Source organism: Falsirhodobacter deserti (assembly GCF_004015795.1).
Lineage (GTDB): Bacteria > Pseudomonadota > Alphaproteobacteria > Rhodobacterales > Rhodobacteraceae > Falsirhodobacter > Falsirhodobacter deserti.
The window spans coordinates 510,378-535,624 of sequence record NZ_ML137218.1 but is presented as its reverse complement, the minus strand read 5'-3'; the positions used below and the strand labels follow the sequence as shown (position 1 = coordinate 535,624).

Annotated in this window: 21 protein-coding genes; 1 reads left to right on the top strand and 20 read right to left on the bottom strand. The window is 64.9% G+C overall.

Annotation, left to right across the window (positions count from 1 at the left end):
* Nucleotides 1–97: 97 nt before the first annotated feature.
* The 19 genes from lpxC to JX25_RS02625 form a co-directional block, all read right to left on the bottom strand.
* Nucleotides 98–1,018 carry a UDP-3-O-acyl-N-acetylglucosamine deacetylase gene (gene lpxC / locus JX25_RS02715; protein WP_128253575.1) on the bottom strand — a complete coding sequence of 307 codons (921 nt, stop codon included), beginning with the start codon at nucleotides 1,016–1,018 and terminating at the stop codon, nucleotides 98–100.
* A gap of 172 nt (nucleotides 1,019–1,190) precedes the next feature.
* The gene (gene ftsZ / locus JX25_RS02710) at nucleotides 1,191–2,810 is read right to left on the bottom strand and encodes a cell division protein FtsZ (RefSeq protein ID WP_128253574.1); all 1,620 of its coding nucleotides are present in this window, start codon (nucleotides 2,808–2,810) and stop codon (nucleotides 1,191–1,193) included.
* Between the two features lie 165 nt (nucleotides 2,811–2,975).
* Nucleotides 2,976–4,310 carry a cell division protein FtsA gene (ftsA, locus tag JX25_RS02705; RefSeq protein ID WP_128253573.1) on the bottom strand — a complete coding sequence of 445 codons (1,335 nt, stop codon included), beginning with the start codon at nucleotides 4,308–4,310 and terminating at the stop codon, nucleotides 2,976–2,978.
* A 13-nt stretch (nucleotides 4,311–4,323) separates the two neighbouring features.
* Complete coding sequence (locus JX25_RS02700; protein ID WP_128253572.1) at nucleotides 4,324–5,187, bottom strand: cell division protein FtsQ/DivIB; 864 nt, start codon at nucleotides 5,185–5,187, stop codon at nucleotides 4,324–4,326.
* Nucleotides 5,175–6,098 (bottom strand): D-alanine--D-alanine ligase, encoded by a 924-nt coding sequence (locus JX25_RS02695; protein ID WP_128253571.1) that lies wholly within the window; start codon nucleotides 6,096–6,098, stop codon nucleotides 5,175–5,177. Before JX25_RS02695 ends, JX25_RS02700 begins: the two co-directional genes overlap by 13 nt.
* Before the next feature lie 45 nt (nucleotides 6,099–6,143).
* Entirely contained in the window at nucleotides 6,144–7,067 is a 924-nt protein-coding gene (gene murB / locus JX25_RS02690; RefSeq protein ID WP_128253570.1) for a UDP-N-acetylmuramate dehydrogenase, read from the bottom strand.
* Nucleotides 7,064–7,288, bottom strand: a complete 225-nt coding sequence (locus tag JX25_RS02685) for a DUF2484 family protein (protein WP_128253569.1) — start codon at nucleotides 7,286–7,288, stop codon at nucleotides 7,064–7,066. Before JX25_RS02685 ends, murB begins: the two co-directional genes overlap by 4 nt.
* The gene (gene murC, locus JX25_RS02680) at nucleotides 7,285–8,679 is read right to left on the bottom strand and encodes a UDP-N-acetylmuramate--L-alanine ligase (protein ID WP_128253568.1); all 1,395 of its coding nucleotides are present in this window, start codon (nucleotides 8,677–8,679) and stop codon (nucleotides 7,285–7,287) included. The genes JX25_RS02685 and murC overlap by 4 nt, the downstream gene beginning before the upstream one ends.
* Nucleotides 8,676–9,773: a UDP-N-acetylglucosamine--N-acetylmuramyl-(pentapeptide) pyrophosphoryl-undecaprenol N-acetylglucosamine transferase gene (locus JX25_RS02675; protein ID WP_128253567.1), complete on the bottom strand. Its 1,098-nt coding sequence runs from the start codon at nucleotides 9,771–9,773 to the stop codon at nucleotides 8,676–8,678. The genes murC and JX25_RS02675 overlap by 4 nt, the downstream gene beginning before the upstream one ends.
* On the bottom strand, nucleotides 9,773–10,942 hold the full coding sequence (locus JX25_RS02670) for a peptidoglycan glycosyltransferase FtsW (RefSeq protein WP_128253566.1): 1,170 nt from the start codon (nucleotides 10,940–10,942) through the stop codon (nucleotides 9,773–9,775). Before JX25_RS02670 ends, JX25_RS02675 begins: the two co-directional genes overlap by 1 nt.
* Nucleotides 10,943–11,030: 88 nt before the next feature.
* Nucleotides 11,031–12,434, bottom strand: coding sequence for a UDP-N-acetylmuramoyl-L-alanine--D-glutamate ligase (gene murD, locus JX25_RS02665; RefSeq protein WP_128253565.1), 1,404 nt, complete (start codon nucleotides 12,432–12,434; stop codon nucleotides 11,031–11,033).
* 1 nt (nucleotide 12,435) lies between these two features.
* Nucleotides 12,436–13,515 (bottom strand): phospho-N-acetylmuramoyl-pentapeptide-transferase, encoded by a 1,080-nt coding sequence (gene mraY / locus JX25_RS02660; protein ID WP_128253564.1) that lies wholly within the window; start codon nucleotides 13,513–13,515, stop codon nucleotides 12,436–12,438.
* Nucleotides 13,515–14,948 carry a UDP-N-acetylmuramoyl-tripeptide--D-alanyl-D-alanine ligase gene (locus tag JX25_RS02655; RefSeq protein WP_128253563.1) on the bottom strand — a complete coding sequence of 478 codons (1,434 nt, stop codon included), beginning with the start codon at nucleotides 14,946–14,948 and terminating at the stop codon, nucleotides 13,515–13,517. Before JX25_RS02655 ends, mraY begins: the two co-directional genes overlap by 1 nt.
* A 52-nt stretch (nucleotides 14,949–15,000) precedes the next feature.
* Complete coding sequence (locus tag JX25_RS02650) at nucleotides 15,001–16,470, bottom strand: UDP-N-acetylmuramoyl-L-alanyl-D-glutamate--2,6-diaminopimelate ligase (RefSeq protein WP_128253562.1); 1,470 nt, start codon at nucleotides 16,468–16,470, stop codon at nucleotides 15,001–15,003.
* 10 nt (nucleotides 16,471–16,480) lie between these two features.
* Nucleotides 16,481–18,265: a peptidoglycan D,D-transpeptidase FtsI family protein gene (locus JX25_RS02645; RefSeq protein WP_128253561.1), complete on the bottom strand. Its 1,785-nt coding sequence runs from the start codon at nucleotides 18,263–18,265 to the stop codon at nucleotides 16,481–16,483.
* A complete protein-coding gene (ftsL, locus tag JX25_RS02640; RefSeq protein WP_128253560.1) occupies nucleotides 18,262–18,606 on the bottom strand; it encodes a cell division protein FtsL in 345 nt (114 codons plus the stop codon). The genes JX25_RS02645 and ftsL overlap by 4 nt, the downstream gene beginning before the upstream one ends.
* Nucleotides 18,606–19,571, bottom strand: coding sequence for a 16S rRNA (cytosine(1402)-N(4))-methyltransferase RsmH (rsmH, locus tag JX25_RS02635; protein ID WP_128253559.1), 966 nt, complete (start codon nucleotides 19,569–19,571; stop codon nucleotides 18,606–18,608). The genes ftsL and rsmH overlap by 1 nt, the downstream gene beginning before the upstream one ends.
* A 3-nt stretch (nucleotides 19,572–19,574) precedes the next feature.
* Entirely contained in the window at nucleotides 19,575–20,087 is a 513-nt protein-coding gene (mraZ, locus tag JX25_RS02630; protein WP_128253558.1) for a division/cell wall cluster transcriptional repressor MraZ, read from the bottom strand.
* 580 nt (nucleotides 20,088–20,667) lie between these two features.
* On the bottom strand, nucleotides 20,668–21,723 hold the full coding sequence (locus tag JX25_RS02625) for an Mrp/NBP35 family ATP-binding protein (protein ID WP_128253557.1): 1,056 nt from the start codon (nucleotides 21,721–21,723) through the stop codon (nucleotides 20,668–20,670).
* Between the two features lie 254 nt (nucleotides 21,724–21,977).
* Between JX25_RS02625 and JX25_RS02620 the strand changes: the two genes are divergently transcribed.
* On the top strand, nucleotides 21,978–22,184 hold the full coding sequence (locus tag JX25_RS02620; protein ID WP_128253556.1) for a DUF1127 domain-containing protein: 207 nt from the start codon (nucleotides 21,978–21,980) through the stop codon (nucleotides 22,182–22,184).
* A gap of 470 nt (nucleotides 22,185–22,654) precedes the next feature.
* On the opposite strand, the gene JX25_RS02615 is transcribed toward JX25_RS02620, so the two are convergent.
* The gene (locus JX25_RS02615) at nucleotides 22,655–24,997 is read right to left on the bottom strand and encodes an ATP-dependent helicase (RefSeq protein WP_128253555.1); all 2,343 of its coding nucleotides are present in this window, start codon (nucleotides 24,995–24,997) and stop codon (nucleotides 22,655–22,657) included.
* Nucleotides 24,998–25,247 lie beyond the last annotated feature (250 nt).

The window sequence follows — 25,247 nt, the reverse complement described above, 5'->3', positions numbered from 1 at the left end:
CCGCCTGTCCTCGTGCTTGTCCCGCTGCCCGGCCTTGCGGCAGGGCGAGGTGTTCGGGATGTCGTAGCACAGAAAAATCCGGGTGGCAAAACGCCTTTCAAGCCACTGCAGGCAGATCGGCGCGCACCACGCCCACGCCCGGAAGCTTCAGCCCGGTATGGGTGCCACACTCCACCATCTGCCACGCGTCGCGGCGGGCAAACAGGGCGCGCAGCAGGCGGTTCGTCATCGCATGGCCCGCGCGGATGCCGGTATAACGGCCAAGGATGGGGCCGCCGGCCAGCGCCAGATCGCCAAGGGCGTCCAGCATCTTGTGGCGCACAGGCTCGTCAGGGTGGCGCAGGCCGCCGGGGCTGACCACGCGGTCGCCATCGAACACGACCGCGTTCTCAACCGTACCGCCAAGGGCAAGGCCGTTGGCGCGCATCGCATCCACATCGGCCTGACGGCAGAAGGTACGGCTGTCGCACAGCTCTCGCACGAAGGCCCCATTGGCCATGTTCAGGCGCTTTTGCTGATGGCCGATCGCCTTTTCCACGAAGTCGATCTGGAAGTTGATCTCCAGCATGTCGGCCGGTTCCAGCCGCGCAACGGCCTCACCCTCGCGCACCTCAACCGTATCCAAGATGCGGATGGCACGCACGGGCACCAGCTGTTCGCGCAGACCAACAGCAACAAAACGGTTCACGAAGGGCGCGGCAGAACCATCGAGGATCGGAACTTCCGGTCCGTCAATCTCGATCAGGGCATTGTGGATGCCGCAGCCCGCAAGCGCGGCCATCACGTGTTCCACCGTGGAAACGCTTGCCCCTTCCGGGTTTTCAAGCAGCGTGCAAAGCTTGGAGGGGATCACCGCGTCCCAGCGGGCGGGAATCAGCGTATCGCCCAGCGTCAGGTCGGTGCGGCGGAACCAGATTCCATAATCCGCCGAGGCAGGCCGCACGATCATACGCACCGGACGCCCCGTGTGGAGGCCCAGACCCGAGAAGCTGACTGCGGACTTCAGAGTGCGTTGCATGACGAACCTTCCTTCATTCCCGACGCATGCGCCGTGATCTGAATGTTAATTAGGAAATCCTCGCCCCATCCTCAATTCACTCTTTGTGACGCTGTGTGACACATGCAGGACGTTGATAAGCAACAAAAAGCCCGGCATGCGCCGGGCTTTCTTGTCAGAATGTTTCGAAGTGTCAGTTCGCCTGGCGGCGAAGGAAGGCCGGAATCTCGATCCGTTCCTGCTCTGGGTTCGGTTCCTGCTCTTCCTCATAGGCGACCTGCTGCTGGCTGCGCGGCTGCTGGCGCGGTTCGGGCTGCGGCTGTTCGGAGTGGCCTGCCATCCGGTTGATCAGCGAGCCGATCCCAAAGCGCGGCTTTTCGGCCTGCGGTGCAGGCTGACGGGGCGCGGGTTGCTGCGGACGCGGGGCGGCAGTTCCACGCGGCGGTGCCTTGCTGACGGCGGCGGCCAGACGCGCCATCGTTTCCGGCGAAGGCGAACCCGGCTGGCCAACAGCCTGACGCCCGCGCGGAGCGACGAAGCTGGAAGCATCCTCGGTCACTTGTTGGGGCACATGGCGCTGCACGCGCGGCTGCGGTGCCGCCGGTTGCGGCGCGGGTGCCGTAGGTTGCGCGCGATAGGCGGGGGGCGGAAGCTCGTCCGTTTCCTCGGCAGCGTTGTCCTGCGGCTGTTCGAACACGGCACGCTGCATCGGCGGCTGTGGTGCGGGACGCGAAGCGGCCCCGGCGGGTTGCGGCGCGGGCGCAGGACGTTCTTCAACCTGCGGGGCGGCTTGGGTCAGCGGTTGCGACAGCGGGCGGCGGGCCGGCGTGGCTTCGGCTTGCGACTTCACAGCCTCGATCCCTGTGGCGACGACCGAAACGCGCAGGCGGCCTTCCATCGTGGTGTCCAGCGTGGAACCGACGATGATGTTGGCATCCGGATCGACCTTGGAGCGGATGGCCTCGGCGGCTTCGTCCAGTTCGAACAGCGTCAGATCGTAGCCGCCGGTGATGTTGATCAGCACGCCCTTCGCGCCGTTCAGGCTCACCTCGTCCAGCAGCGGGTTGGCGATGGCCTTCTCGGCGGCCATCTTCGCGCGCTCGTCGCCCTCGGCCTCGCCCGTGCCCATCATGGCCTTGCCCATCTCGTCCATCACGGCGCGCACGTCCGCAAAGTCGAGGTTGATGAGGCCCGGACGCACCATGAGGTCCGTCACGCCCTTCACGCCCTGATACAGAACGTCGTCGGCCATCGCGAAGGCTTCTGTAAAGGTCGTGCGGTCGTTGGCCAGACGGAACAGGTTCTGGTTCGGAATGATGATCAGCGTATCCACGACCTTCTGAAGGGCCTCGATCCCCTCGTCAGCCTGGCGCATCCGCTTGTTGCCTTCGAACTGGAAGGGCTTGGTAACAACGCCAACGGTCAGAACGCCCAGTTCGCGCGCGGCTTGCGCGATGATGGGCGCTGCGCCCGTGCCGGTGCCGCCGCCCATGCCGGCAGTGATGAAGCACATGTGCGCGCCGGCCAGATGGTCCACGATCTCTTCAATCGTTTCTTCAGCCGCGGCTGCGCCGACCGAGGGGCGCGCGCCTGCGCCCAGACCTTCGGTCACCTTCATGCCCATCTGGATCTTGGCCTGGGCATTGCTTTGCTGCAGCGCCTGCGCGTCGGTGTTCGCAACCACGAACTCCACGCCCTCAAGCTGCTGTTCAATCATGTTGTTGACAGCATTGCCGCCAGCGCCCCCCACCCCGAACACGGTGATGCGCGGCTTCAGTTCTTCCTGTTGGTCGTTCATCAAGGTGAGACGCATTGTTTTCCGCCTGTGTTCAATTCCGCGGCGCCATTCGGGGGCACCAATCCGCTGCTTTGTATCCGATCCTATCGGTGCAGGCATCCAACGTCATCCCCAAAAGGCCTTTCAGGCCACGATACGGTTAAATTTAAGGCCTATCGGCGGCATCCCGCCGCCTTTTCGTCACCAGTTATCCTTGAACCAGCGCAGCGCCCGTTTCAGCGATCGGGCGGGGTAACGCTCGCTCGGGATGTCGAAATCCCACCATTCGTCCTGCGGGTGGGCGGCGAACAGGCACAGCCCCACAGCCGAGGCGAAGGCCGGGCCCGTGATGGCCTGCGGCAGGCCTTGCACCCGCAGCGGGCGGCCCAGACGGACGCGCTGGCCAAGAATGCGCGCCGCAAGTCCGTCCAGCCCCGGCACCTGGCTTGCCCCGCCGGTCAGCACGATCTGCTGGCTGGGCAGGTGATCGAAGCCGGCGGCGTCCAGGCGGGCGCGAACCTCTTCCAGCACCTCCTCGACGCGGGGGCGCATGATGCCGATCAGTTCCGTCCGGCTGACGGTGCGGCTGTCCTTGTCCCAATCGCCCGTGTCCGCCCCGATGGAGATCATGTCCCGGTCGTCGATCCCCGTGGCATAAACGCCGCCCCGCGTGGCCTTGATCTTTTCGGCCTGCGCCAGCGGGATCTGCAACCCCTTGGAGATGTCGGAGGTGACGTGGTCGCCCCCCATTCGCACCGAATCCGCGAAGATCATGTGCTTCTTGATGAAGATGGAAATGCCGGTAGACCCACCGCCCATGTCGATGCAGGCCGCGCCCAGCTCCTGCTCGTCCTCCACAAGGCTGGCGATGCCCGAGACATAGGCTGACGAGGCGATGCCAGCCAGTTCCAGATCACAGCGCTTGATGCAGTAAAGCAGGTTCTGGATCGTGCTGGCATCCACCGACAGCATGTGCATGTCGCAGGCAAGGCGGTTGCCGATCTGGCCCCGCGGATCGCCAAGGCCAGAACGGTGATCCAGCGCGAAGTTCACCGGCTGGGCGTGCATCACCTCCCGCCCCTGCCCGATATCGGGGACATCGCAGGCCGAAAGCACGCGGGCCACGTCCTGTTCGGTCACGACGCTGTCGTGCAGCTCCCACTCACCCGCAAGGCCATAGCTGCGCTGCTCCCCCCCCGAGAAGGTGGCGATGACGTGATCGACCCGCACATTGGCCATCTTCTGTGCACCCTGAACGGCGGTGCGGATCGCACGCTCCGTTTCGTTCATCACGCTGATTTCGCCAAAGCGGACGCCACGCGACCGGGTGCTGGCCGCCCCGATGACGCGGAACTGGCTTTGCCCCGCCATGCTGCCCACGCCGTCATGGTCATGCAGCCGGTCCGGCCCGTCAAAGCGCAGGATCAGGCAGGCGATCTTGGTCGATCCGACATCAAGGATCGCGATGACCCCGCGCTGGATCGCCGCGCGGCGCATGTTCCGCATCGCTCGCTGGGACTGGTAGAGGTCGGTCATCGGTGCCCTCGCGTCATTTGTGGCCGCGTGCGGCGCGAAGCTCGGCGGCGGCATGCGGCGCGAGTCGAAGCACGGGGCGTTCTTTCAGTCGGAAATCAATCACGATCACGTCGCGGGCCAGCAGGTCCTGCGCCTTGTCCAGCGCAAGGATCCGTTCCAGCGCGGCAACGGGCTGTTCCACCGGCAGCATGATGCGCTGCCCGCGGTCCAGAACGATATCCCAGCGACGTTCGCCCATGCGTACGAAGCCGCGCACGCGCGGCATGATGGGCGCGGCGGCGGCGAAAAGGGCCCGCACCTCGGGGACAGCCTTGTTCGCGCCCCGCCCTGCAATCAGCGGCAGGTCCGAACGGTCGTTCCGTTCGGCGATCAGCATGACGCGGTGGCCGATTTCATCCAGAAGTTCCACATTCGCGGCCGACCGCCATACGGTCACCGGCACGCGCTCGGTCACCTCTGCCGTCAGGACACCGCCGCTTTCCACGCGAAGCTGCACATCCTTGACCGCGTCCAGCGTCATGATTCGCTCCCTCAGCCCCGGCAGGTCCAGATCGAAAGAGCTTTGCGGCAGTTTCAGGTCCAACATGCGGCGAATGCCTTCACCCAGCATGGGCGATGCGCCTTCCACCTGGAACAGGTTCACCATGAATTCGGGCCGCTGCTGCACCGCCTCGATCACCGAGGCAAAGGAACCGGCAATCGCGGCGCGTCGGTCGGAACTGCCAAGAACGATCGCCAGCACCAGCGCCACCAGCAGTGCCGGCAGCCCCATCCGCAGCAACTTGCGGTAAAGCGGTGTCAGCATCATCCGCTGCAGGCGGTAATTCAACCGGCTTGGGGCCGGATCGCGGCGTGGGGGGCGGTTCACCGATTGCATCCCGCATCCCTCACCAGCCAGTCGCAAAGATCGGCAAAGGACATGCCGCATTCCGCAGCCTGTTCGGGCGAAAGGGAAGTGGGCGTCATACCCGGCTGGGTGTTGGTTTCCAGCAGGATCAGCCCGTCAAGGCCGCGCGATTCGTCCCAGCGGAAGTCGGTCCGGCTCAACCCGCGGCAACCAAGGACTTCATGCGCCCGCAGGGCATGGTCGCGGCAGGCCTGCGCGATCGGGTCGGGAACCTGCGCCGGGCAGACGTGGTGCGACCCGCCCGCCGTGTATTTCGCATCATAATCATACCAGCCGGTCGTGACGATGTCGGTCACGCACAACGCCCGGTCGCCCAGCACGCTGACCGTCAGTTCCCGGCCGGGTGCATAGGTTTCGACCATCACGCTGCCTGGCATCGCGTCCGACAGTTTCGGAGGGCCGTTCGCAGCCTCGTGCACGATATAGACGCCGACGGAGGAGCCTTCGTTGTTCGGCTTCACCACATAGGGCGGCGGCAGGACATGCGCCGCTTCCACCGCGGCACGATCCGCGATCACGCTTTCCACCACCGGAAGGCCGGCCGCCCGGTAAACGTCCTTCGCGCGGCTTTTATCCATCGCAAGCGCCGAGGCGAGAACACCGGAATGGGTGTAAGGAATACGCAGCCATTCAAGGATGCCCTGAACGCAGCCATCCTCTCCCCAGCGGCCATGAAGGGCGTTGAAGGCAACGTCGGGCGCGATATCCACAAGTTGTGCAGCAAGGTTGGGGCCGGCATCAAGCTCGACCACCTCATATCCTGCTTCCCGCAGGGCTGCCGCGCATGCGCGCCCGGAGACAAGAGACACCTCGCGCTCGGCCGAGGGGCCGCCCATCAGAACTGCAACCTTGCGGAATGCCCTGCCAGACATGCCCGCCATATCACTGCCTCGGGTTACATCTGTTAACCAGATGCTAACACTTCATTATTTTTCAGAGGGTTCTCCGACCCTCATGATTTCCCACTGTAGCTCAAGACCAGAGGTTTCGGAAACCCTCTTTCTGACAAGTTCGCCCAAATTCTCCAGATCGGCGGCGGAAGCCTGCCCGGTATTGATCAGGAAGTTGGAATGCTTCTCGCTCATCTGTGCGCCGCCAAGGGTCGCACCGCGCATTCCGGCATCGTCGATGACCTTCCAGGCCTTCAACTCATGCGTGTCATCTGCCCGTCCGGTAGAGGAATGACCGACAGGGTTGCGGAAGGTGGAACCGGCGCTGCGATCCTTTGTAGGCTGGCTGGCATCGCGGCGGGCAAGCTGGTCCGCCATCCGCTCGGCCAGACCCTGCGGATCGCCTTCGGCCGTGCGGAATGTCGCCTCGATCACGATCCAGCCGTCGGGGATGTCGGACTGGCGATATTGCAGGTTCAGATCGGCGGCGGAAATCGTCACCGCCTCCCCTGCCCGCGTGATGGCACGCACCTCGATCAGGTGATCGGCAACGTAACTGCCATAGCAGCCTGCATTCATCTTCACCGCGCCGCCGATGCTGCCGGGAATGGTGCGCAGGAATGTCAGATCCCGTCCGGCCTCGGCCGCCTTGCGGGCGACATGCGCGTCAAGCGCGGCGGCACCCGCGATGACACGGTCGCCTTCGATGCGGATGCCGTTGAACCCGCGCCCCAGCCGGATCACCACCGCCCGCAACCCGCCGTCGCGCACGATCAGGTTTGATCCGACACCCATCGGAAACACCGGCACATCAGAAGGCAAGGCCGCAAGGAAAGCGGCCAGATCGGCTTCGTCCGCAGGTTGGAACAGCCAATCGGCCGGCCCGCCCACACGCAGCCAGGTCAGGTCCGCCATCGAACGATCGGGTGTCAGGGTGCCGCGCACCTCGGGCATGGTCATCGCAGTTCCCTCCGTGCCCGCTGACGGACCGTGCGCAGCAACAGCAAAAGCGCGCCGCCAAGCCCGACCAGCCCCGGCAAGGGGCCACCCTGCCATGTCAGCAAGCCCAACATCGGGATGCCTGTCGCCGCAAGGGCCCAGGCGGCCGGCGCCGTGGCCCGGCCGCAAAGCGCCAGTGCCGCGGCGAACCAGAGGCCCGCGATGACCAGTGCCGGAATCATCCGAGCCGTCCCGGCAGGTTGTTCGCCCAAGCCGAGATGGTGCCCGCACCAAGACAAACCACCATGTCACCCGGTCGCGCCTGTTCGCGGACCAGCCGTTCCAGATCATCCTCGGACAGGATGGCCCGGGCGTGGCGGTGACCGTGGGCGATCAGCCCCGCCACCAGATCGTCGCGGCCCGCCCCCTCGATCGGCTCCTCGCCAGCGGCATAAACCTCGGCGATGGCGACCACGTCCGCTTCGTTGAAGCAGGTGCAGAAATCTTCGAACAGGCTGTGAAGCCGGGAAAAGCGGTGGGGCTGGTGCACGGCGATCACCCGGCCCTTGGTGGCCTGACGTGCGGCTTTCAGCACGGCCGTGATCTCCACCGGATGGTGGCCGTAATCGTCGATGATGGTGACGCCGTTCACCTCGCCCACGCGGGTGAAGCGGCGGTTGACGCCGCCGAACGCGGCCAGCGCCTCGCGGATCTCGGTGCGTTTCATGCCAAGATGCCGCGCCACGGCCACGGCGGCGAGGGCGTTGGACACGTTGTGATCGCCCGGCATCGGCAGCGTGCAACCTTCAATCACAGTATCTTCGGCCTGAAGGGCCACGTCGAAATGTGCCACGCCGTTCTCGTAACGCAGGTTGATCGCCCGCACATCGGCCTGCGCGTTGAACCCGAAGGTGGCGATGCGCCGGTCAGCAATGCGCCCCACCAGCGATTGCACCTCGGCATGGTCAGTGCAGCAGACGGCCAGGCCATAGAACGGGATGTTCGATACGAAGTCGTGGAAGCCCTTGCGCAGCGCGTCGAAGCTTCCCCAATGCTCCATATGCTCGGGATCGATATTGGTCACGATGGCGATGGTCGCGGGCAGACGGTTGAACGAGCCGTCGCTCTCGTCCGCTTCCACCACCATCCATTCGCCCGCCCCGGCCCGCGCGTTGGAGCCATAGGCGTGTATCACGCCGCCATTGATGACGGTCGGATCGAAGCCGCCCTTGTCCAGCAGCGTAGCGACCATGGTCGTGGTCGTGGTCTTGCCATGCGTGCCGGCCACGGCGATGTTCGAGCGCAGGCGCATCAGTTCGGCCAGCATCTCGGCCCGGCGCACCACGGGAAGCTGGCGGCGGCGCGCCTCCTCCAGCTCCGGATTGCCCCTCTTGATGGCGGAGGAGATGACGACAACCGCAGCATCGCCGATATTCTCGGGCCGCTGGCCTTCGAAGAAGGTGGCACCAAGGCCGACCAGCCGCTCGGTGATCTTGGACGCCTTCGCGTCCGATCCCTGCACGACATAGCCCAGCGTTATCAGCACCTCTGCAATGCCGGACATGCCGATGCCGCCGATGCCGACGAAGTGGATGGGGCCAAGTTCGCCCGGAAGTTTGGTTGCGGCGTTCATTTCGTCCTCAGGTCTTCGACCACCTCCACCAGGCGTTCGGTGGCATCGGCACGGCCAAGCGCAAGGGCATTGGCGGCCATGCCGCGCGCGGCCTCGGGCTGGTTCAGGATGGCGGTGATGTGTTCGGATAGGGTGATCGGATCAAGCTGTGCTTCAGGCAGGATGGAAGCAGCCCGCCCCTGCACCAGCGGGCGGGCATTGGCGGTCTGGTGATCGCCCGCGGCGGCGGCAAAGGGGATCAGCACAGAGGGCCGCCCGATCACGGTGATATCGGCGATGGAACTCGCGCCAGAGCGGGAGATGACAAGCTGCGCCTGCGCGATACGTTCGGGCACATCGTCGAAAAATGGCCGGACCTCTGCCTGTATCGCGCTGTCGCGATAGGATCGGGTAACGGCCTCGGCATCCTCGGCGCGGGCCTGATGGCTGATGCGCAGACGCTCGCGCATGGGGCGCGGCAGGCGGCCGAACGCGTCAGGCACCACCTTCGACAGAACGCGCGCGCCCTGGCTGCCGCCGATGACCAGCACATGCAGCACCCCGTCCGGCGCGACATAAGGGGCACCGGCACGATCCAGAACCGCCTGTCGCACGGGATTGCCGGTGTGGATGCCCTTGACGCCACGCGGCAGATCCGTCGGCCAGATGCCGCACGCGATGCGGTTCACCTTCGGCGCAAAGATCCGGTTCACCCGCCCAAGCACACCGTTCTGTTCATGGATCATGCGCGGCAGGCGCAGGATGCCGGCAGCCGTCAGCGCGGGAATGGACGGATACCCCCCGAACCCCACGACCACAGCGGGCCGGTCCTTTCGCATCGCCCAAAGCGCCGCCGCGACACCCCGCGCGATACGCAGCGGAACGCCCGCCTTCGCCACCACACCGCCACGCGCAAAGGTGGCCGAGGCCACCTGTTCGATCGTCACCGCCTTTGGGAAGTTGCCGGCATAGCGGGCACCGCGTTCATCGGTGGAAAGCTTTACGCGCCAGCCTCTGGCGATCATCGCCTCGGCCAGCGCCTGTGCGGGAAACATATGCCCGCCAGTCCCCCCGGCCGCAATCAGCAGGAGGGGTGGTTCCGGTGCATCCGTCATCAGCGGCTCCGCTTGTTGAACAGGATGTCGCCGATCTGTCCCTGCGGCCGGGACCGGGTCAGCGCAAGCAACATGCCAACGGTAATGCCAGCGGCGATGACCGACGATCCGCCATAGCTGACAAAGGGCAGCGTCATCCCCTTGGCGGGCAGCAGGCGCACGGCCACGCCCATGTTGATCATGGCCTGAACGCCGAAGATGCAGGCAAGGCCGGTTCCGGCAAGGCGAATGAAGGGGTCACGCTCCTTCATCAGCCGCAGAAGGCTGCGCACCACGATGGTGGCATAAAGCGCGATGATGCACAGCACGAGGATCAGGCCGTATTCTTCAGCCGCAACCGCGATGATGAAGTCGGTATGGGCATCGGGAAGCGACCATTTCACCTGCCCCTCGCCCACGCCCACGCCGAAGAACCCGCCCTCGATGATGGCGTTCGCGGCATAGCCAAGCTGCGTGCGCGGATCCAGTTCAGGGTTCAGGAAGCCGTCGATCCGACGCGCGAAGTGTTCCGAGCTTTCATAGAACAGCGTGCCCGCGAACACGATCGCACCGATGAACCCGCCGATCAGCATCATCGGGGCGCCGGCCACGAAATAGATCACGCTCCACCCGAAAAGGATCAGCGCTGTTTGCCCGAAGTCGGGCTGCATGGACAAAAAGCCCGCGATCACGAACAGCAGCAGGAAGCTGATGCGCTTTCCGGGCGGGCCGTTGATGTCCTGGCTGGCGGCCATCAGCCATCCCGTCACGACTATGAACCCCGGCTTCAGAAACTCGGACGGCTGGAATGAGGCGAAGCCGAGGCTGTACCACCGCACGGCGCCCTTGCCGAAATCGGTTCCCGCGATCGGCAGGAAGATCAGCGCGATGAAAGCGGCGGCAAAGCCCACAACACCCAGCCTGCGTATCATGTCCGGCGACATCATGGAAATGGCGACCATCGCGATCATCGCCATGCCGCCGAAGAACATCTGGCGTTCCACGTAATAGAACGGCGGCAGGCCGTTGCGCGTGGCCAGCGGAACCGAGGCCGCAAGCGCCAGCAGCAGTCCGATCCCGAACAGTACGAAGATGGAGGTCAAGGACCACTTGTCGATCGTGCGCCACCAACGCGGAAGAACCGGCTCCGACGCCCGTGCGGGAATCGCGCCATGAACCATCTCAGTCATGGAATTTGCCTGTCACTGCCTGCCCGGTTTTCCGGGTCTGCCCAAAAGCCTAGCCTAAGCATCCGAGTCTGACCAGCGCCTTCTTTTCCTATCCGGCCAGCCGGTTGGCCACCAGGGCGGCGAAATGCTCACCTCGTTTCTCGAAATCGGGATACTGGTCGAAGCTGGCGGCAGCGGGGGCCAGAAGAACGACATCGCCCGACTCTGCCTCGTCGGTGGCGCGGGCAACGGCGCGGTCCATCGTCTCGCAAACCTCGTGCGGGGTATCGCCCATCTGCAACGCGAAATCACGGGCCGAATGGCCGATCAGATAGGCTTTGACCACCGAGCCCAGATACGGGGCAAGCGCGGCGATGCCGCCATCCTTGCCCATTCCGCCCGCGATCCAACGGATGCGCCCGAAGGCCTGAAGCGCCTTGGCCGCACTGTCGACGTTTGTGGCCTTTGAATCGTTCACGAAGCGGACGCCGTCCGCCTCCCCGACCAGCTGGCTGCGGTGGGGGAGCCCCGCGAAAGAGGCAAGCGCCCCTTCGATCTGGCGGGGACCAAGGCCCAGCGTTCTTGCCGCGGCATAGGCGGCACAGGCGTTCTGGTGGTTATGCGCCCCCGGCAGGCCCGCAATGGTGCGCAGGTCGATCGAGGCGACCTGACGCCCCTTGCGCCATTCCGACAGAAACCCCTTGCGCGCGAAAACGGACCATCCGAACCCTTCCAGCTTCGTGCCGGAGGAGATGCGGATCACGCGGTCATCCTCGGGGGCGACGGACATCTGGTTGGCAAGGAACCTGCCTTCCACCTCATCGACGCCGATGACGCAGCGATCGGGGCCACCTTGGGTGAACAGCCGCCGCTTGGCCGCGAAATAGCCGCCCATCCCGCCATGCCGGTCAAGATGGTCGGGCGAAAGGTTGGTGAACACTGCCGCATCCGGCGTCAGCGCCCGCGCAAGTTCTGTTTGATAGCTCGAAAGCTCCAGCACCACGACGGTTCCATCCTCGGCCGGATCCAGATCCAGCACACCGCGGCCGATATTGCCGGCCATCTGAACGGGGCGGCCGGCTTCCTTGATGATGTGGTGGATCAGCGCGGTGGTGGTGGATTTGCCGTTCGATCCTGTGACGCAGATGACCTTGGGCATCTGGTCGAACCCGTTCCAGTCCTTCGTGGCGAAGGACCGGAAGAACAACCCGATGTCGTTATCGACCGGCACGCCCAGTTCCAGCGCACGCGCGATGACCTTGTTCGGCACGGGATAAAGATGCGGGATGCCGGGGCTGACGACCAGAAGCGCGATCTCGTCGAACGCGCTTTGCCGTGTCAGGTCGGTGGGGATGAAGCCCTCCGCCTCGGCCACGGCGCGGGCTTCGGCACTGTCATCCCAGACCACAGGCTCCGCCCCGCCGGCGGCAAGGGCCCGCGCCGTTGCAAGGCCCGACCGTCCCAGCCCCAGCACCGCAACCTTACGCCCCGCATATCCCTGAACCGGAATCATCCTACCGCACCTTCAGCGTTGCCAGCCCGATCAGGGCAAGAATAAGCGAGATGATCCAGAACCGGATAACGATCTGCGGTTCTGCCCAGCCCTTTTTTTCGAAATGGTGGTGGATCGGGGCCATCAGGAACACCCGCTTTCCCGTCCGCTTGAAGTAAAGCACCTGGATGATGACGCTCAATGCCTCCACCACGAACAGGCCGCCCACGATGGCCCAGACGATTTCGTGCTTGATGCAGACGGCGATGGCGCCCAGTGCGCCACCAAGGGCAAGGCTGCCCGTGTCGCCCATGAACACGGCCGCAGGGGGCGCATTGTACCAAAGGAACCCCAGCCCGCCGCCGATCAGCGCGGCAACGAAGATCAGCAGCTCCCCCGTTCCCGGAACATAGTGGATGCCAAGATATTCGGTGAAGTCCACCCGGCCCACGGCATAGGCGATGGCCCCCAGCGTGCCCGAGGCGATCATCACCGGCATGATGGCCAGCCCGTCCAGCCCGTCCGTCAGGTTCACGGCATTGGCCGACCCCACGATCACCAGCACGCCAAAGGGCACGAAGAAGATGCCAAGGTCGATCATGGTGCTGACAAAGGGCAGCGCCAGCTGGCCCGTCAGCGGTGCCGGATGGAAGCTGGCGGCGGCAAAGCTGGCAAGAAGCGCCGTCAGAAGGCCCAGCCCCATGCGTACCTTGCCCGATACGCCCGCGGTGTTGTGCTTGGTCACCTTGGCGTAATCATCCGCAAAACCGATCAAGCCAAAGGCCAGCGTCACCAACAGCACGATCCAGACATAAGGGTTGGACAACTGCGCCCACAAAAGCGTGGACACCACAACCGAGGTCAGGATCAGCAACCCCCCCATCGTGGGGGTGCCGGCCTTGGAGAAGGGCGTCGTCGGCCCGTCGGACCGGATCGGCTGGCCCTTCTTCTGCTTCATCCGCAGGAAGTTGATCAGCGGGCGCCCGAAGATGAAGCCGAACAGCAGCGCCGTGAAGAAGGCCCCGCCCGCCCGGAAGGTGATATAGCGGAACAGGTTGAAGACGTCGCCGCCGTCCGAAAATTGCGTCAGAAGGGAAAGCATCAGTCTTTATCCTGTTCGAGGGAGGCCTCGGCCTGCCCCAGTTTGCGCAGCGCGTCAACCACGAGGCTGACACGGATCCCCTTGGACCCCTTGACCAGCACGATATCGCCGGCATCGACCATGATGCGGGCGCGGGCGGCAAGCTCCTCGGCGGTTTCGGTCCATTCGCCGCGGCGGGACGGCGGCAGCGCATCATGCAGCGCCCGCATCCGCGGGCCGACGCAATGGACAACGGCAAAGGCCGAAAGGGAGGGATCTTCCGCAATCGCCGCATGCAGCGCCTGTTCCTGCGCCCCCAGTTCCAGCATGTCGCCCAGAATGGCGATGCGGCGTCCGCGCCCGATGCGGCCCGCGCCATCCTGCGGCCGCATGGAAGCAACAAGCTCCAGTCCCGCCGCAACCGAGGCGGGGTTGGCGTTGAACGCGTCATCCACCAGATCGAAGGACAGATCCTCGATCTGGTCCAGAAGGATACGTTCGCGTGTGCCGCGCCCCTTCGGGGGCTGCCAGCGGCCCAGATCGGCCACGGTCAGCGCCGGATCAAGGCCAAGAACATCCGCCACCGCAAGCACCGCAAGCGCGTTCATCGCAAAGTGCCGGCCAGCCGTCGCAACCTTGAACAGGATCTCGTTTCCGCCATGCACGGCTTGGGCCACGATGCCATGTTCGCCCACCTGCACATCGGACAGCCGGTAATCGCCCGTCATGCCGAAGCTGCGCACATCAACCGCAGAGGCAGCCTGCATCAGCAGCGGTGTCACGGGAAGATCCGCCGGAACGACCGCAACACCGCCCGCGCGCAACCCTTCAAAGATCGCAGCCTTTTCCCGCGCAATGCCTTCGATGCTGTCGAAGGCGGCCAGATGGGCCGGCGCAACAGTGGTGATCAGGGCAACGTCCAGATCTGCAAGGCGGGCAAGCGGCGCGATTTCGCCGGGGTGGTTCATCCCGATCTCGATCACGGCGAAATCGGTCGCCGCGGGCATGCGCGCCAGCGTCAGCGGCACGCCCCAGTGGTTGTTATAGCTGGCTTCGGCGGCATGGACACGCCCCTGCCCCCGCAGGGCGGTGCGCAACATCTCTTTCGTGGATGTCTTTCCGACCGATCCCGTGACGCCGATCACCCGGGCCGCCGTCCGCGCCCGCGCAGCGGTGCCCAGATCGCGCAATGCGGCCAGTACATCCGGCACCACCAGAAGCGAGGCTTCCTCCACCCCCTCGGGCACGCGCGAGACAAGCGCGGCAGCCGCGCCCTTGCGAAGCGCCTCGGCCACGAAATCATGACCGTCGCGCACATCCGTCAGCGCAACAAAAAGATCGCCCGGCTTCAGTGTGCGGGTGTCGATGGACACGCCTGTCGCGGTCCATGTTCCGGTGCGTCCGCCCGTAGCGGCAGCGGCCTCGTCCGAGGTCCAGAGCGGTGTATCGGTCATAGCTTTTGCAGCGGGGACATTACGCCCCGCCCCCTTGTGGGAAAATTCGGAATCATATCAGCCCGTCCAGCGCGGCAACCGCAACCGAGGCCTGTTCGGCATCGTCAAAGGGGAAGATGTCGGTTCCGACGACCTGGCCGGATTCATGCCCCTTGCCGGCGATCAGCAGCGCATCGCCCGCCCCCAGCGCATCCACGCCCCGAAGGATCGCCTCGGCGCGGTCGCCGACCTCGGTCGCGTCGGGACAGGCGGCAAGGATTTGCGCGCGGATGGAGGCGGGATCCTCGCTGCGCGGGTTGTCGTCCGTGATGAACAGGATGTCGGCATGTTCGGCAGCGGCGGCGCCCATCAGCGGGCGCTTGCCACGGTCACGGTCCCCGCCCGCGCCGAACACCACCACGATGCGGCCCATCACGTGCGGGCGCAGCGCCTTCAGCGCCGTGGCGATGGCGTCGGGCGTATGGGCATAGTCGACGTAAACGGCGGCACCGTTGCGGCGGGTGGCCGCAAGTTGCATCCGCCCGCGTACGCCGGCCAGATCCGGCAGAATCTCGAACACCTCACGCGCGGGGGCACCGGCGGCGATGACGAGACCTGCCGCAAGTGTCACGTTCTGCGCCTGAAAGCCGCCGATCAGGTTCAGCCGCACCTGATGCGCCGCGCCTTTCCAATCAAGCCGCAGGTCCTGACCGGTGGCGTCGAAGCGCTGGGCAAGAATGCGCAGGTCCGCACGGTCGGATGCACCGACGCACATCGTCGCGATGCCGCGTTCGGCTGCCAGACGGGCCATATCCTTGCCGCGAGGATCGTCAATGTTCACGACGGCAACACCCTCGGGCGGCAGCAGGCGGGTAAAGAGCCCAGCCTTTGCCGCGAAATAGGCATCAAAGGTCTGGTGATAATCCAGATGGTCCTGCGTGAAGTTCGTGAAGCCCGCCGCCTTCAGATGCACCCCGTCCAGCCGTCGCTGATCAAGCCCGTGGGACGATGCCTCCATCGCGGCATGGGTCACGCCGGCAGAGGCCGCCTCTGCCAGCAGGCGGTGCAGGGTGATGGGTTCGGGCGTGGTGTGGGGCGACGGCGCGGTCCACGCGCCCTCCACCCCGGTGGTGCCGATGTTGATCGCGGCGCGGCCGAGCAGCATCCAGATCTGCCGGGCAAAGTTCGTGACCGAGGTCTTGCCGTTCGTTCCCGTCACCGCGACCATCGTCGAAGGCTGGCTGCCGAACCACAGCGCGGCGGCACCGGCAAGGGACTGGCGCGGATCTTCGGCGACGATCACCGCGGCATCCGTGGCAGGCAGGCGTGCCGCACCCTCGGCATCGGTCAGAATGGCTGCCGCCCCCTGTTCCAGCGCCCTGGGGGCGAAATCCGCGCCGTGGCTGCGGGTGCCGGGCATGGCTGCGAACAGGAACCCGTCCCGGACGTCGCGACTGTCAACGGCAAGGCCGGTGATCCGTGCCTCGCGCCCCGCGCGGGCCGTCAGGCCGAGATCGGCCAGCGATTTGGTGCGGCGTGACATTCCACCCCCGTCATTCGATGTCTGCGGCAAGCTGATCGCCCGAAACGTCTTCCGCTTCAACCGGGCGCAGCCCCATCAGCGGGACCACCCGGCGGATAACTTCCGCCGCAACGGGAACGGCGGTCCAGCCGGCGGCGCGGCGGGGCTTGGACAGCGTATTGTCCGATGGCTCGTCCAGCGTCACCACCAGCACGTATTTCGGATCGTTCGTCGGGAAGAGCGACGCGAAGCTGGTCACGACCCGATCCTTGTAATAGCCGCCCTGCGGGTTCGGCTTGTCGGCGGTGCCCGTCTTGCCGCCCACGGGATATCCGGGGATGCGCGCAAAGCTGGCCGACCCGTTGGTCACCACCCTGCGCAGCATGTTCACCGCATCGCGCGCCGTTCCTTCGGACATCACCCGTTCGCCCTGCACCGGCCCCTCGCGGCGCAGCAGCGTGGGCGACACGCGCGTTCCGCCGTTCGCGATGGCCGCATAGGCCGCGGCAAGGTTCATCGGGCTTGCGGCGATGCCGTGACCATAGGAGGTCGTGATCGTCACGATATCGGGCCAGCGCGGCGGCACGATCGGGCGGGCGCCCGGCGCTTCCACCAATTCCACCGGTGAAGGGTCGAACAGGCCGAGCGAGCGCATGAAGGCCTTCTGACGCTCCCCCCCGATCTCAAGCGCGATGCGGGCCGTACCGACGTTGGAGGAACGCTCGATCACCTCGGACACGGTCTGGATGCCGTAATTGTGGCCCTGGAACTCGTTGATCCGGTACTTGCCCCAGATCAGCGGCGCGGTGCCGTCGATGATGGTGTCGGGCGTCACGAGGCCCAGCTGGATGGCATTGGCCGCCGTGAAGATCTTGAACGTCGATCCAAGCTCGTAAACCCCCTGAACCGCGCGGTTGAACAGCGGGCTGTCGCCCGGATCGCCGGTCAGGATCGGCGCGGGGCGGTTGTTGGGATCGAAATCGGGAAGCGAAACGAGGCTGAGAACCTCGCCCGTGTGCACATCCATCAGGACGGCCGCCGCGCCCTTGGCATTCATCATCTTCATGCCGGCGCCCAGAACATCCGTCACGGCCTGTTGCAGCGTCATGTCGATGGACAGGGCCAGCGGCTCGGGACGAGCGGGATCGCGCAGGCGGTCATCCTCGAACTTCTCGATCCCGGCCATGCCGATCACCTCGGCCGAAGCGACGCCCTCGGCCCCGAATGTCGCACCTCCAAGGATATGCGAGGCAAGGTGCCCGTTCGGGTAAAGCCGCATCTGGCGGGGACCGAACAGCAGCCCCGGATCGCCGATATCGTGCACCGCCTGCATCTGTTCGGGCGAGAGCTTCTTGCGGATCCACATGAACTTGCGCCCGTCGGTGAACCGGCGTTCCAGCGCCGCGGCGTCCAACTCGGGGAACAGCTCGGCCAGTTCGGTCGCAACGTGGTGCGGATCGATCATGTCCTGCGGATGGGCATAAAGCGCATAGGTCTGCAGGTTCGTCGCCAACACCCGCCCCTCGCGATCGGTGATGTCGGCACGATTGGCCGAAATCTCGGACCCCGGCAGGGCAAGGCGCGGCTCCGCCGGCTCGGTAGAGGCGAGAATCCCCAGCCGCACGCCGATGATCGTGAAGAGCCTGAAGAAGGCGATGCCCATGAACAGCAGCCGCCCTTCCGCCCGCATTCGGCCGCGATCGCGCATCTCCTCGTGGCGCAGGCGGCGGTTCTCCCGCTCGATCATGTCGGGATTATCGCCAGCCTGCCGGGCGGTCAGGATACGGGCCAGAGGGCGGAGGGGTACACGGATCATGGGATCAGCTCATCCTGCGCAGCGTTGGGATCAATGGTCAGCCCGAAAAGCGGCTCGGGCGGATAGGTGACCTGTTCGGGACTGCCGAACTGGTCGGCGGTCATGGGAAGAAGCTGCAACCGGTCGAAGTTGGCGTTCACCAGCTGCTGCAGGCGTTCGGGCCGGTTCAGATAGGCCCATTCGGCGCGCTGCATGGCAAGGGTGGACCGCATCTGCGCGATTTCCCGGTTCAGGGCCGATACATCCTTCAGCATCGTCTGCGTCGTATAATTCTCGCGGTAGGCCCAGAAGGCCAGAAGCATCACGCCCAGGAAACTGGCAACGTAAAGCACCGGACGCATCAGCGCCCCCCCTTCTTCGGCAGCATCGGCACGCCCAGATCCGCCGGATCGGTGCGCCCGGCGAGGGCGTCCGTCCGCTCTCCCGCGCGCAGCTTGGCGGAACGGGACCGCGGGTTCACCGCAAGCTCGGCATCGTCGGGGCCGACGGCGCGGCGCGTCAGCAGCTTGAAGCGGGGCGCCTCGACATGCGCGGCCGGGGCATAACGGTTGCCCTGCCCCCCCTGCCCCGCGCGGTTCTGGAAAAAGCGCTTCACCACGCGATCCTCAAGCGAATGGAAGGTGACTACCGCCAGCTTGCCACCGGGCTTCAGCGCACGCTCCGCCGCTTCCAACCCCGCGACAAGCTGTTCGAATTCGGTGTTTACCGCGATGCGCAGGGCCTGAAAGCTGCGGGTCGCGGGATGGCTTTGGCCGGGCTTGGGGCGCGGCAGACACTTTGCCACGATCTCGGCCAGTTGCAGCGTGGTGGTGATCGGTCCTGCCGTCCGCGCCCGCACGATGGCCGAGGCGATGCGGCGCGAAGCCCGCTCCTCGCCGTAATGATAGATGATGTCGGCCAGCGTCGCCTCGGGGGCGGTGTTGACCAGATCGGCGGCGGAGGGGCCGTCCTGGCTCATCCGCATGTCAAGCGGGCCGTCCTTCATGAAGGAAAAGCCGCGTTCGGCCAGATCAAGCTGCATGGACGAAACGCCCAGATCCAGCACCACCCCGTCCAGCGGGCCATGCGCGTCCAGATCCGAAAAGGTGCCGGCCACCAGCGTGACCTTGCCACCCCAATCGGCCTTTGCCGCCATTTCCAGCGCCAGCGGGTCGCGGTCGATGCCGACGACATGATCTGCCCCCGCATCCAGCAGGCCGCGGGTATAGCCGCCCGCGCCGAAGGTGCCATCCAGCCAAAGGCCGGAAACCGGTGCAACAGCCGCCAGAAGCGGCGTCAGCAGAACGGGAATATGCGGAGCGTCCATGACTTATCCCTGCAAAAGGGTCAGCATGTCCGCGCCGCCCTCCAGAAGTGCCAGCTCCTCCTCCTCGCGACGGGCAAGCTCGGCATCGAAGGCGTCGCGTGTCCAGATCTGGAAGGTGTTGAGCGTACCGGCGAAGATGGCTTCGACCGTGGCTTTGATGTTGTCGGCGGTCAGGCCCAGCTTGTCGCGGACCTTGGGCGGCAGGACGATGCGACCGTCCTCGTCCACCTCCACCGTGACCGACAGGGTGATGTAGTTGCGTTCGAGGATCCGGCGCTGGGGCGAACCTGCGGGAAGCTGCAGGATCTTGCCTTCAAGGTCCGCCATCTCCTCGATCGAATAGCATTCGACAAATTCGCGACGCGGATCGCCATAAACCATCACGATGCGCGGGCGGTTTGTTTCGCGGGCCAGCGGATCGCCGTCATGAAGCACACGACGAAAGGCAACAGGGATCAGGACCCGCGCCTTCGCGTCAACCTTTTGGTTGAACTCGCCTCTGAACGCCTCAGCCACGCCCGTATCCTGCCTCTGTTTCCGAGGGGGATCCCCGGAACGGAAAACGGCGGATCGAGCGGCTGCCACTGCCCGATCCGCCGGTCTGTCCCATCGCTGGGTGTCCAGCTGCGCGCGCCCACCTGGGGGATGACTGCTCGGCCGCGCGCCGGATCTTTTATGGAGACGAAAGCGGTGCCTGTATGAAACCTGAAAGGTTTGTGCCGTCGGGGTCTTTTTGCCGCCCCTGTTGAACTTCCACCCTCGTCTTGGTGCCATAGGGATGGCATGGGATTAGGTGGGACGTAAAGGGAAAAATCGGCTTCCACACAGGAACTTTTCAACTGGAAACGGCCAGTTTCCGGCTTAGCGGAACGACTTACGGCTAACGTTTAGCGTATATAGTTAACGTCACCGTTCCCTCTTCTATATCTGGTGTGATGCAGCGATCCCACAGCATCCCAGCAAAATCTCGCCGCAGCGCCTGCAGGGCCGGGAACATCCGTTCAGGTATGGCAAAGCCCGCTTGCCGCAGGGGCAAGCGGGCTGGCGATTCCTGTGCGGGGGGCGATCTTTCCCAGATGATCCCGGCTATCTGCGGTCAGGCCACGCCATCTGCCACGAGCTGGGCAGCCAGCCGCGCATAGGCATCAGCGACCGCGCCTTCGCCCGCCGCGGCAGGCGTGCCCGCATCGCCGGCCAGCCGGACCGAAAGATCCAACGGCAGTTCCCCCAGGAATGGCACACTCAGCCTCGAAGCCTCGGCCGCAACACCACCACGGCCGAAGATGTGCGAGGGATGGTTGCAGTTGGGGCAGATAAAGACGCTCATATTCTCGATCAGGCCAAGGACGGGCGTGCCAAGGCGCTTGAACATGTCCAGCGCCTTGCGTGCATCCAGCAGCGCCACGTCCTGCGGAGTGGACACCACGATCGCGCCCGCCAGTTGCGTGCGCTGGCACAACGTCATCGCCACGTCACCCGTGCCCGGGGGCAGGTCCACCAGCAAAACGTCAAGCTCCCCCCACGCAACCTGACCCAGCATCTGCTGCAGGGCACCCATAAGCATGGGGCCGCGCCAGACGATGGCTTCCTCCTCCTTCACCATCAGGCCCATCGACATCATGGTCACGCCATGCGCCTGAAGGGGGATGATCGTCTTTCCATCAGGCGACGCAGGACGCTTCGAAACGCCCATCATCCGCGGCTGCGACGGGCCATAGATGTCGGCATCCAGCAGCCCGACCCGCCGCCCCTTCCGTGCAAGCGCCACGGCAAGATTGGACGAGACAGTGGATTTACCCACCCCGCCCTTGCCCGACCCGATCGCGATGATGCGCGCCACGCCCGGAACCGCCTGCGGCCCCTGGTCGGGCGTGGGGTGGCGGCCCAGCTTCAGCGACGGCGCCTTTCCTTCATGCGCCGTCAACACCACCGACACGCCGGTCACACCCGGCAGCGCCTCGAGCAACGCCTGCGTGTGGGCGCGCAGCGGCTCCATCATGCGGGCCTGCTCGGCCGAGGGCGCCTCGATCACGAACCGGACATTGCCGCCTTCCACCGTCAGCGCCCGGATCAGGTCGCGCGAAACAAGGGTGCCGCCGGGAACCGCAACCCGGTCCAGTGCGGCAAGGATGGTTTCGCGGGTGATGGCCATGGCGCGCTCCTTATTGATGTCGGGGTCAAGTTGGGCAGAACATCGCCAAGCACAAGGCCCGTTCGCAAACGGCACAAGGTTTGTGCAGCCATGGCACGACACGGGCAGATGACCGGGCAAGCCATGCGGATGCTGCATGGCGGCATTGCCACGAGTCGGGATTGTGCACTTGCAGCAAAACACGCAAATTGCACTCAACAGCGCAGGACGCGGCAACGCCGAACGCGCAACGCAAACCTGATCGAGGTGTCCCGATGGCACAAGCAGTTACGCATATCACGAACGAAGGCTTTCGCTTCGGCAACGTGTTCTCGGCCCTGAAGGCCAGCATGCAGCGCCGTGCGATCTATCGCCAAACGGTGGCAGAGCTGAACGCACTGTCCAGCCGCGACCTTGGCGATCTGGGTCTGGACCGCTCGTCGATCCGCGCCGTGGCTTACAAGGCCGCCTACGGCAACTGAGTTTTCTTACCGGGCTCTCCCTCCTCCCTGGGCCCGGTGACAGCGGCGACATCACCTCCTCCCGATGTCCCGCGCCTTTTACGGAGCCTCATGCTCCACACAGAGTACGTTCGGCCCCTCCTCCTCCCTGGGCCGGTCGTGTCCGCGGCGACCTCCTCCTCCTCCCTGAGGTCGCCGCACAAGTTTCCTACGGTGGCCCTCCTCCTCCCTGGCCACTGTGGATCCGGCGGCACCCCTCCTCCTCCCTGGGTGCCGCCTACCTTCTACGGTCGCCATCTCCTCCCCGGTGGCCGCAGGTCGGAACGCTGCCACTCCTCCTCCCAAGGTGGCGTTCTATCGGAACCGCACCCCTCCTCCTCCCTGGGTGCGCGTAACAGAAACGGCGGTGCCCCTCCTCCTCCCTGGGCGCCGCCGTTTTTGTTTTTTCAAAGCTGTTTGAAGCCGGCCGCGCGGCGCGACGAACGCTTCCGTCAGAACGGAACGTCGTCGGCCTGATTTGCTGCCACCACGAAGCTGGCGACGATCTTTTTTGCGCCAGCCTTGTCGAAGGCAACATCCAGCTTGTCACCCTCCACGCCCTGAACCGTGCCATAGCCGAACTTCTGGCTGAACACGCGATCGCCCTGCGTGAAGCGGGCAACCGCCTGCGCATCGATGACGATTCCCTTTGCCTCACGCGGTTGGCCGACGGGACGGCTTGCCGCACGGTCCTGCATCCGCTTCCACCCGGGAGAGTTATAAACGTCGGCACTTGCCACCCGCTGGTCCATCGGGGTGGCTGCCGCACCGAACCCGCCGCCATAAAGGCCGGGCGGGGTCAGAACCTCCACATGTTCGGGCGGAAGTTCGTCGATGAACCGGGACGGCAGCGCCGATTGCCACTGGCCGTAAACGCGCCGGTTCGCCGCGAACGAAATGGTGCAGATTTCTTCGGCCCGCGTGATGCCGACATAGGCCAGCCGACGTTCTTCCTCGAGGCCCTTCAGCCCCGATTCGTCCATTGCGCGCTGCGAGGGGAACAGGCCATCTTCCCAACCCGGCAGGAAAACAGCGGGGAATTCGAGACCCTTTGCCGCGTGAAGGGTCATGATCGATACCTTCTGCTCGGACTCTGCCTGCTCGTTGTCCATGATCAGTGCAACATGTTCAAGGAAGCCCTGAAGATTCTCGAACTGCTCCAGCGCCTTGATCAATTCCTTCAGGTTTTCCAGACGGCCGGGTGCCTCGGGCGCCTTGTCGTTCTGCCACATCGCGGTATAGCCGGATTCGTCCAGAATCGTCTCGGCCAGCTCGATATGGTTGTGGTCGCGCTGGATGGTGGCGTGCCAGCGATCCACGCCCTCCACGAACAGGCGCAACTGGCCTGCGCCCTTGCCGCCGATGCCGCCCTGCGCCAGCAATGCGCGTGCACCCTCCAGCAGGGAAACGCCCGCCTCCCGGGCCGCGCGCTGGATCGACTGTTGCGCCTTGTCGCCAAGGCCCCGCTTGGGCGTGTTCACCACCCTCTCGAACGCAAGATCATCATCGGGCGACACGACCAGCCGGAAATAGGCCATGGCGTCGCGAATCTCCAACCGTTCATAGAAGCGGGGGCCGCCGATGACGCGGTAAGGCAGGCCGATTGTCAGGAAGCGATCTTCGAACGCGCGCATCTGGTGCGAGGCGCGGACAAGAATCGCCATGGAGTCAAGACCAAGCCGGTCGCGGCCACGCGTGCCCCGTTGCAGGGCCTCAACCTCCTCGCCGATCCAGCGGGCCTCCTCCTCGCCATCCCAGTGGCCGATCAGGCGCACCTTTTCCCCGCCCGAGGCGTTGGTCCAAAGCGTCTTTCCCAGCCGCCCGGCATTGGCGGCGATCACGCCCGAAGCTGCCGCAAGGATATGTTCCGTGGAGCGGTAGTTCTGCTCCAGCCGGATCACCTTCGCGCCGGGGAAGTCCTTTTCGAATCGCAGGATGTTGCCCACCTCGGCCCCGCGCCAGCCATAGATGGACTGGTCATCATCGCCCACGCAGCAGATGTTCCGGTGCGCCTGCGCCAGAAGCCGCAGCCACAGATACTGGGCGCTGTTGGTGTCCTGATATTCGTCCACCATGATATAAGGCAGCCAGCGCTGATACTGCGCCAGCACATCGGGATAATCCTGGAATATCGTCAGGACGTGCAGCAGCAGGTCACCGAAATCCACTGCGTTCAGGGATTTCAGGCGGTCCTGGTATTGTTCGTAAATTTCGGTCCCGCGATGGTTGAAGGCCCCAGCCTCGGCGGCGGGCACGCGGCGCGGCGTCCATGCGCGGTTCTTCCAGCCATCGATGATTCCCGCCATCATCCGCGCGGGCCAGCGTTTTTCATCGATGTTGGCGGCAACGATCAACTGCTTCAGCAGGCGGATCTGGTCGTCCGTGTCCAGAATGGTGAAGTTGGATTTCAGCCCCACCAGTTCCGAATGGCGCCGCAGGATCTTCACACTGATCGAATGGAAGGTGCCCATCCATGGCATCCCCTCCATCCCGCCAAGCATGCGGCTGACCCGCTCTTTCATCTCACGCGCGGCCTTGTTGGTGAAGGTCACGGCCAGAATCTCGTTCGGGCGGGCGCGCTGCGTGTTCAGCAGGTGCACAATCCGCGAGGTGAGCGCTTTCGTCTTGCCCGTGCCGGCACCGGCCAGCATCAGGACCGGCCCGTCGAGTGATTCCACCGCCTCGCGCTGCGCGGGGTTCAAATCATCCAGATAAGGGGCAGGACGGGCCGCCATAGCCCGGCGGCTCAGCGGAACGGCAGCTTCGAAAGCGTCAAAATCATCGGGTCCGGTCATGAGCGGATCATACCCCCCTTCCCCGCCGATGAAAAGAGTTCCCCCAATGTTCCGGAAGTTTCCGAAGGATCGCGACAGGTTGCGACCTGATCATGAAAACCAACCGTTTTGGTTATGACGGCAGGCGGAAATCCGACTGTTTTTCTTGATGCTTATTACCCGACACAATCACTCAACCTTATGTTTTTTCACGGTTATTTTCTTGACGACAGGGGGGTCGAGATCTAGAACTATTCCAAGGAAGGCCGGA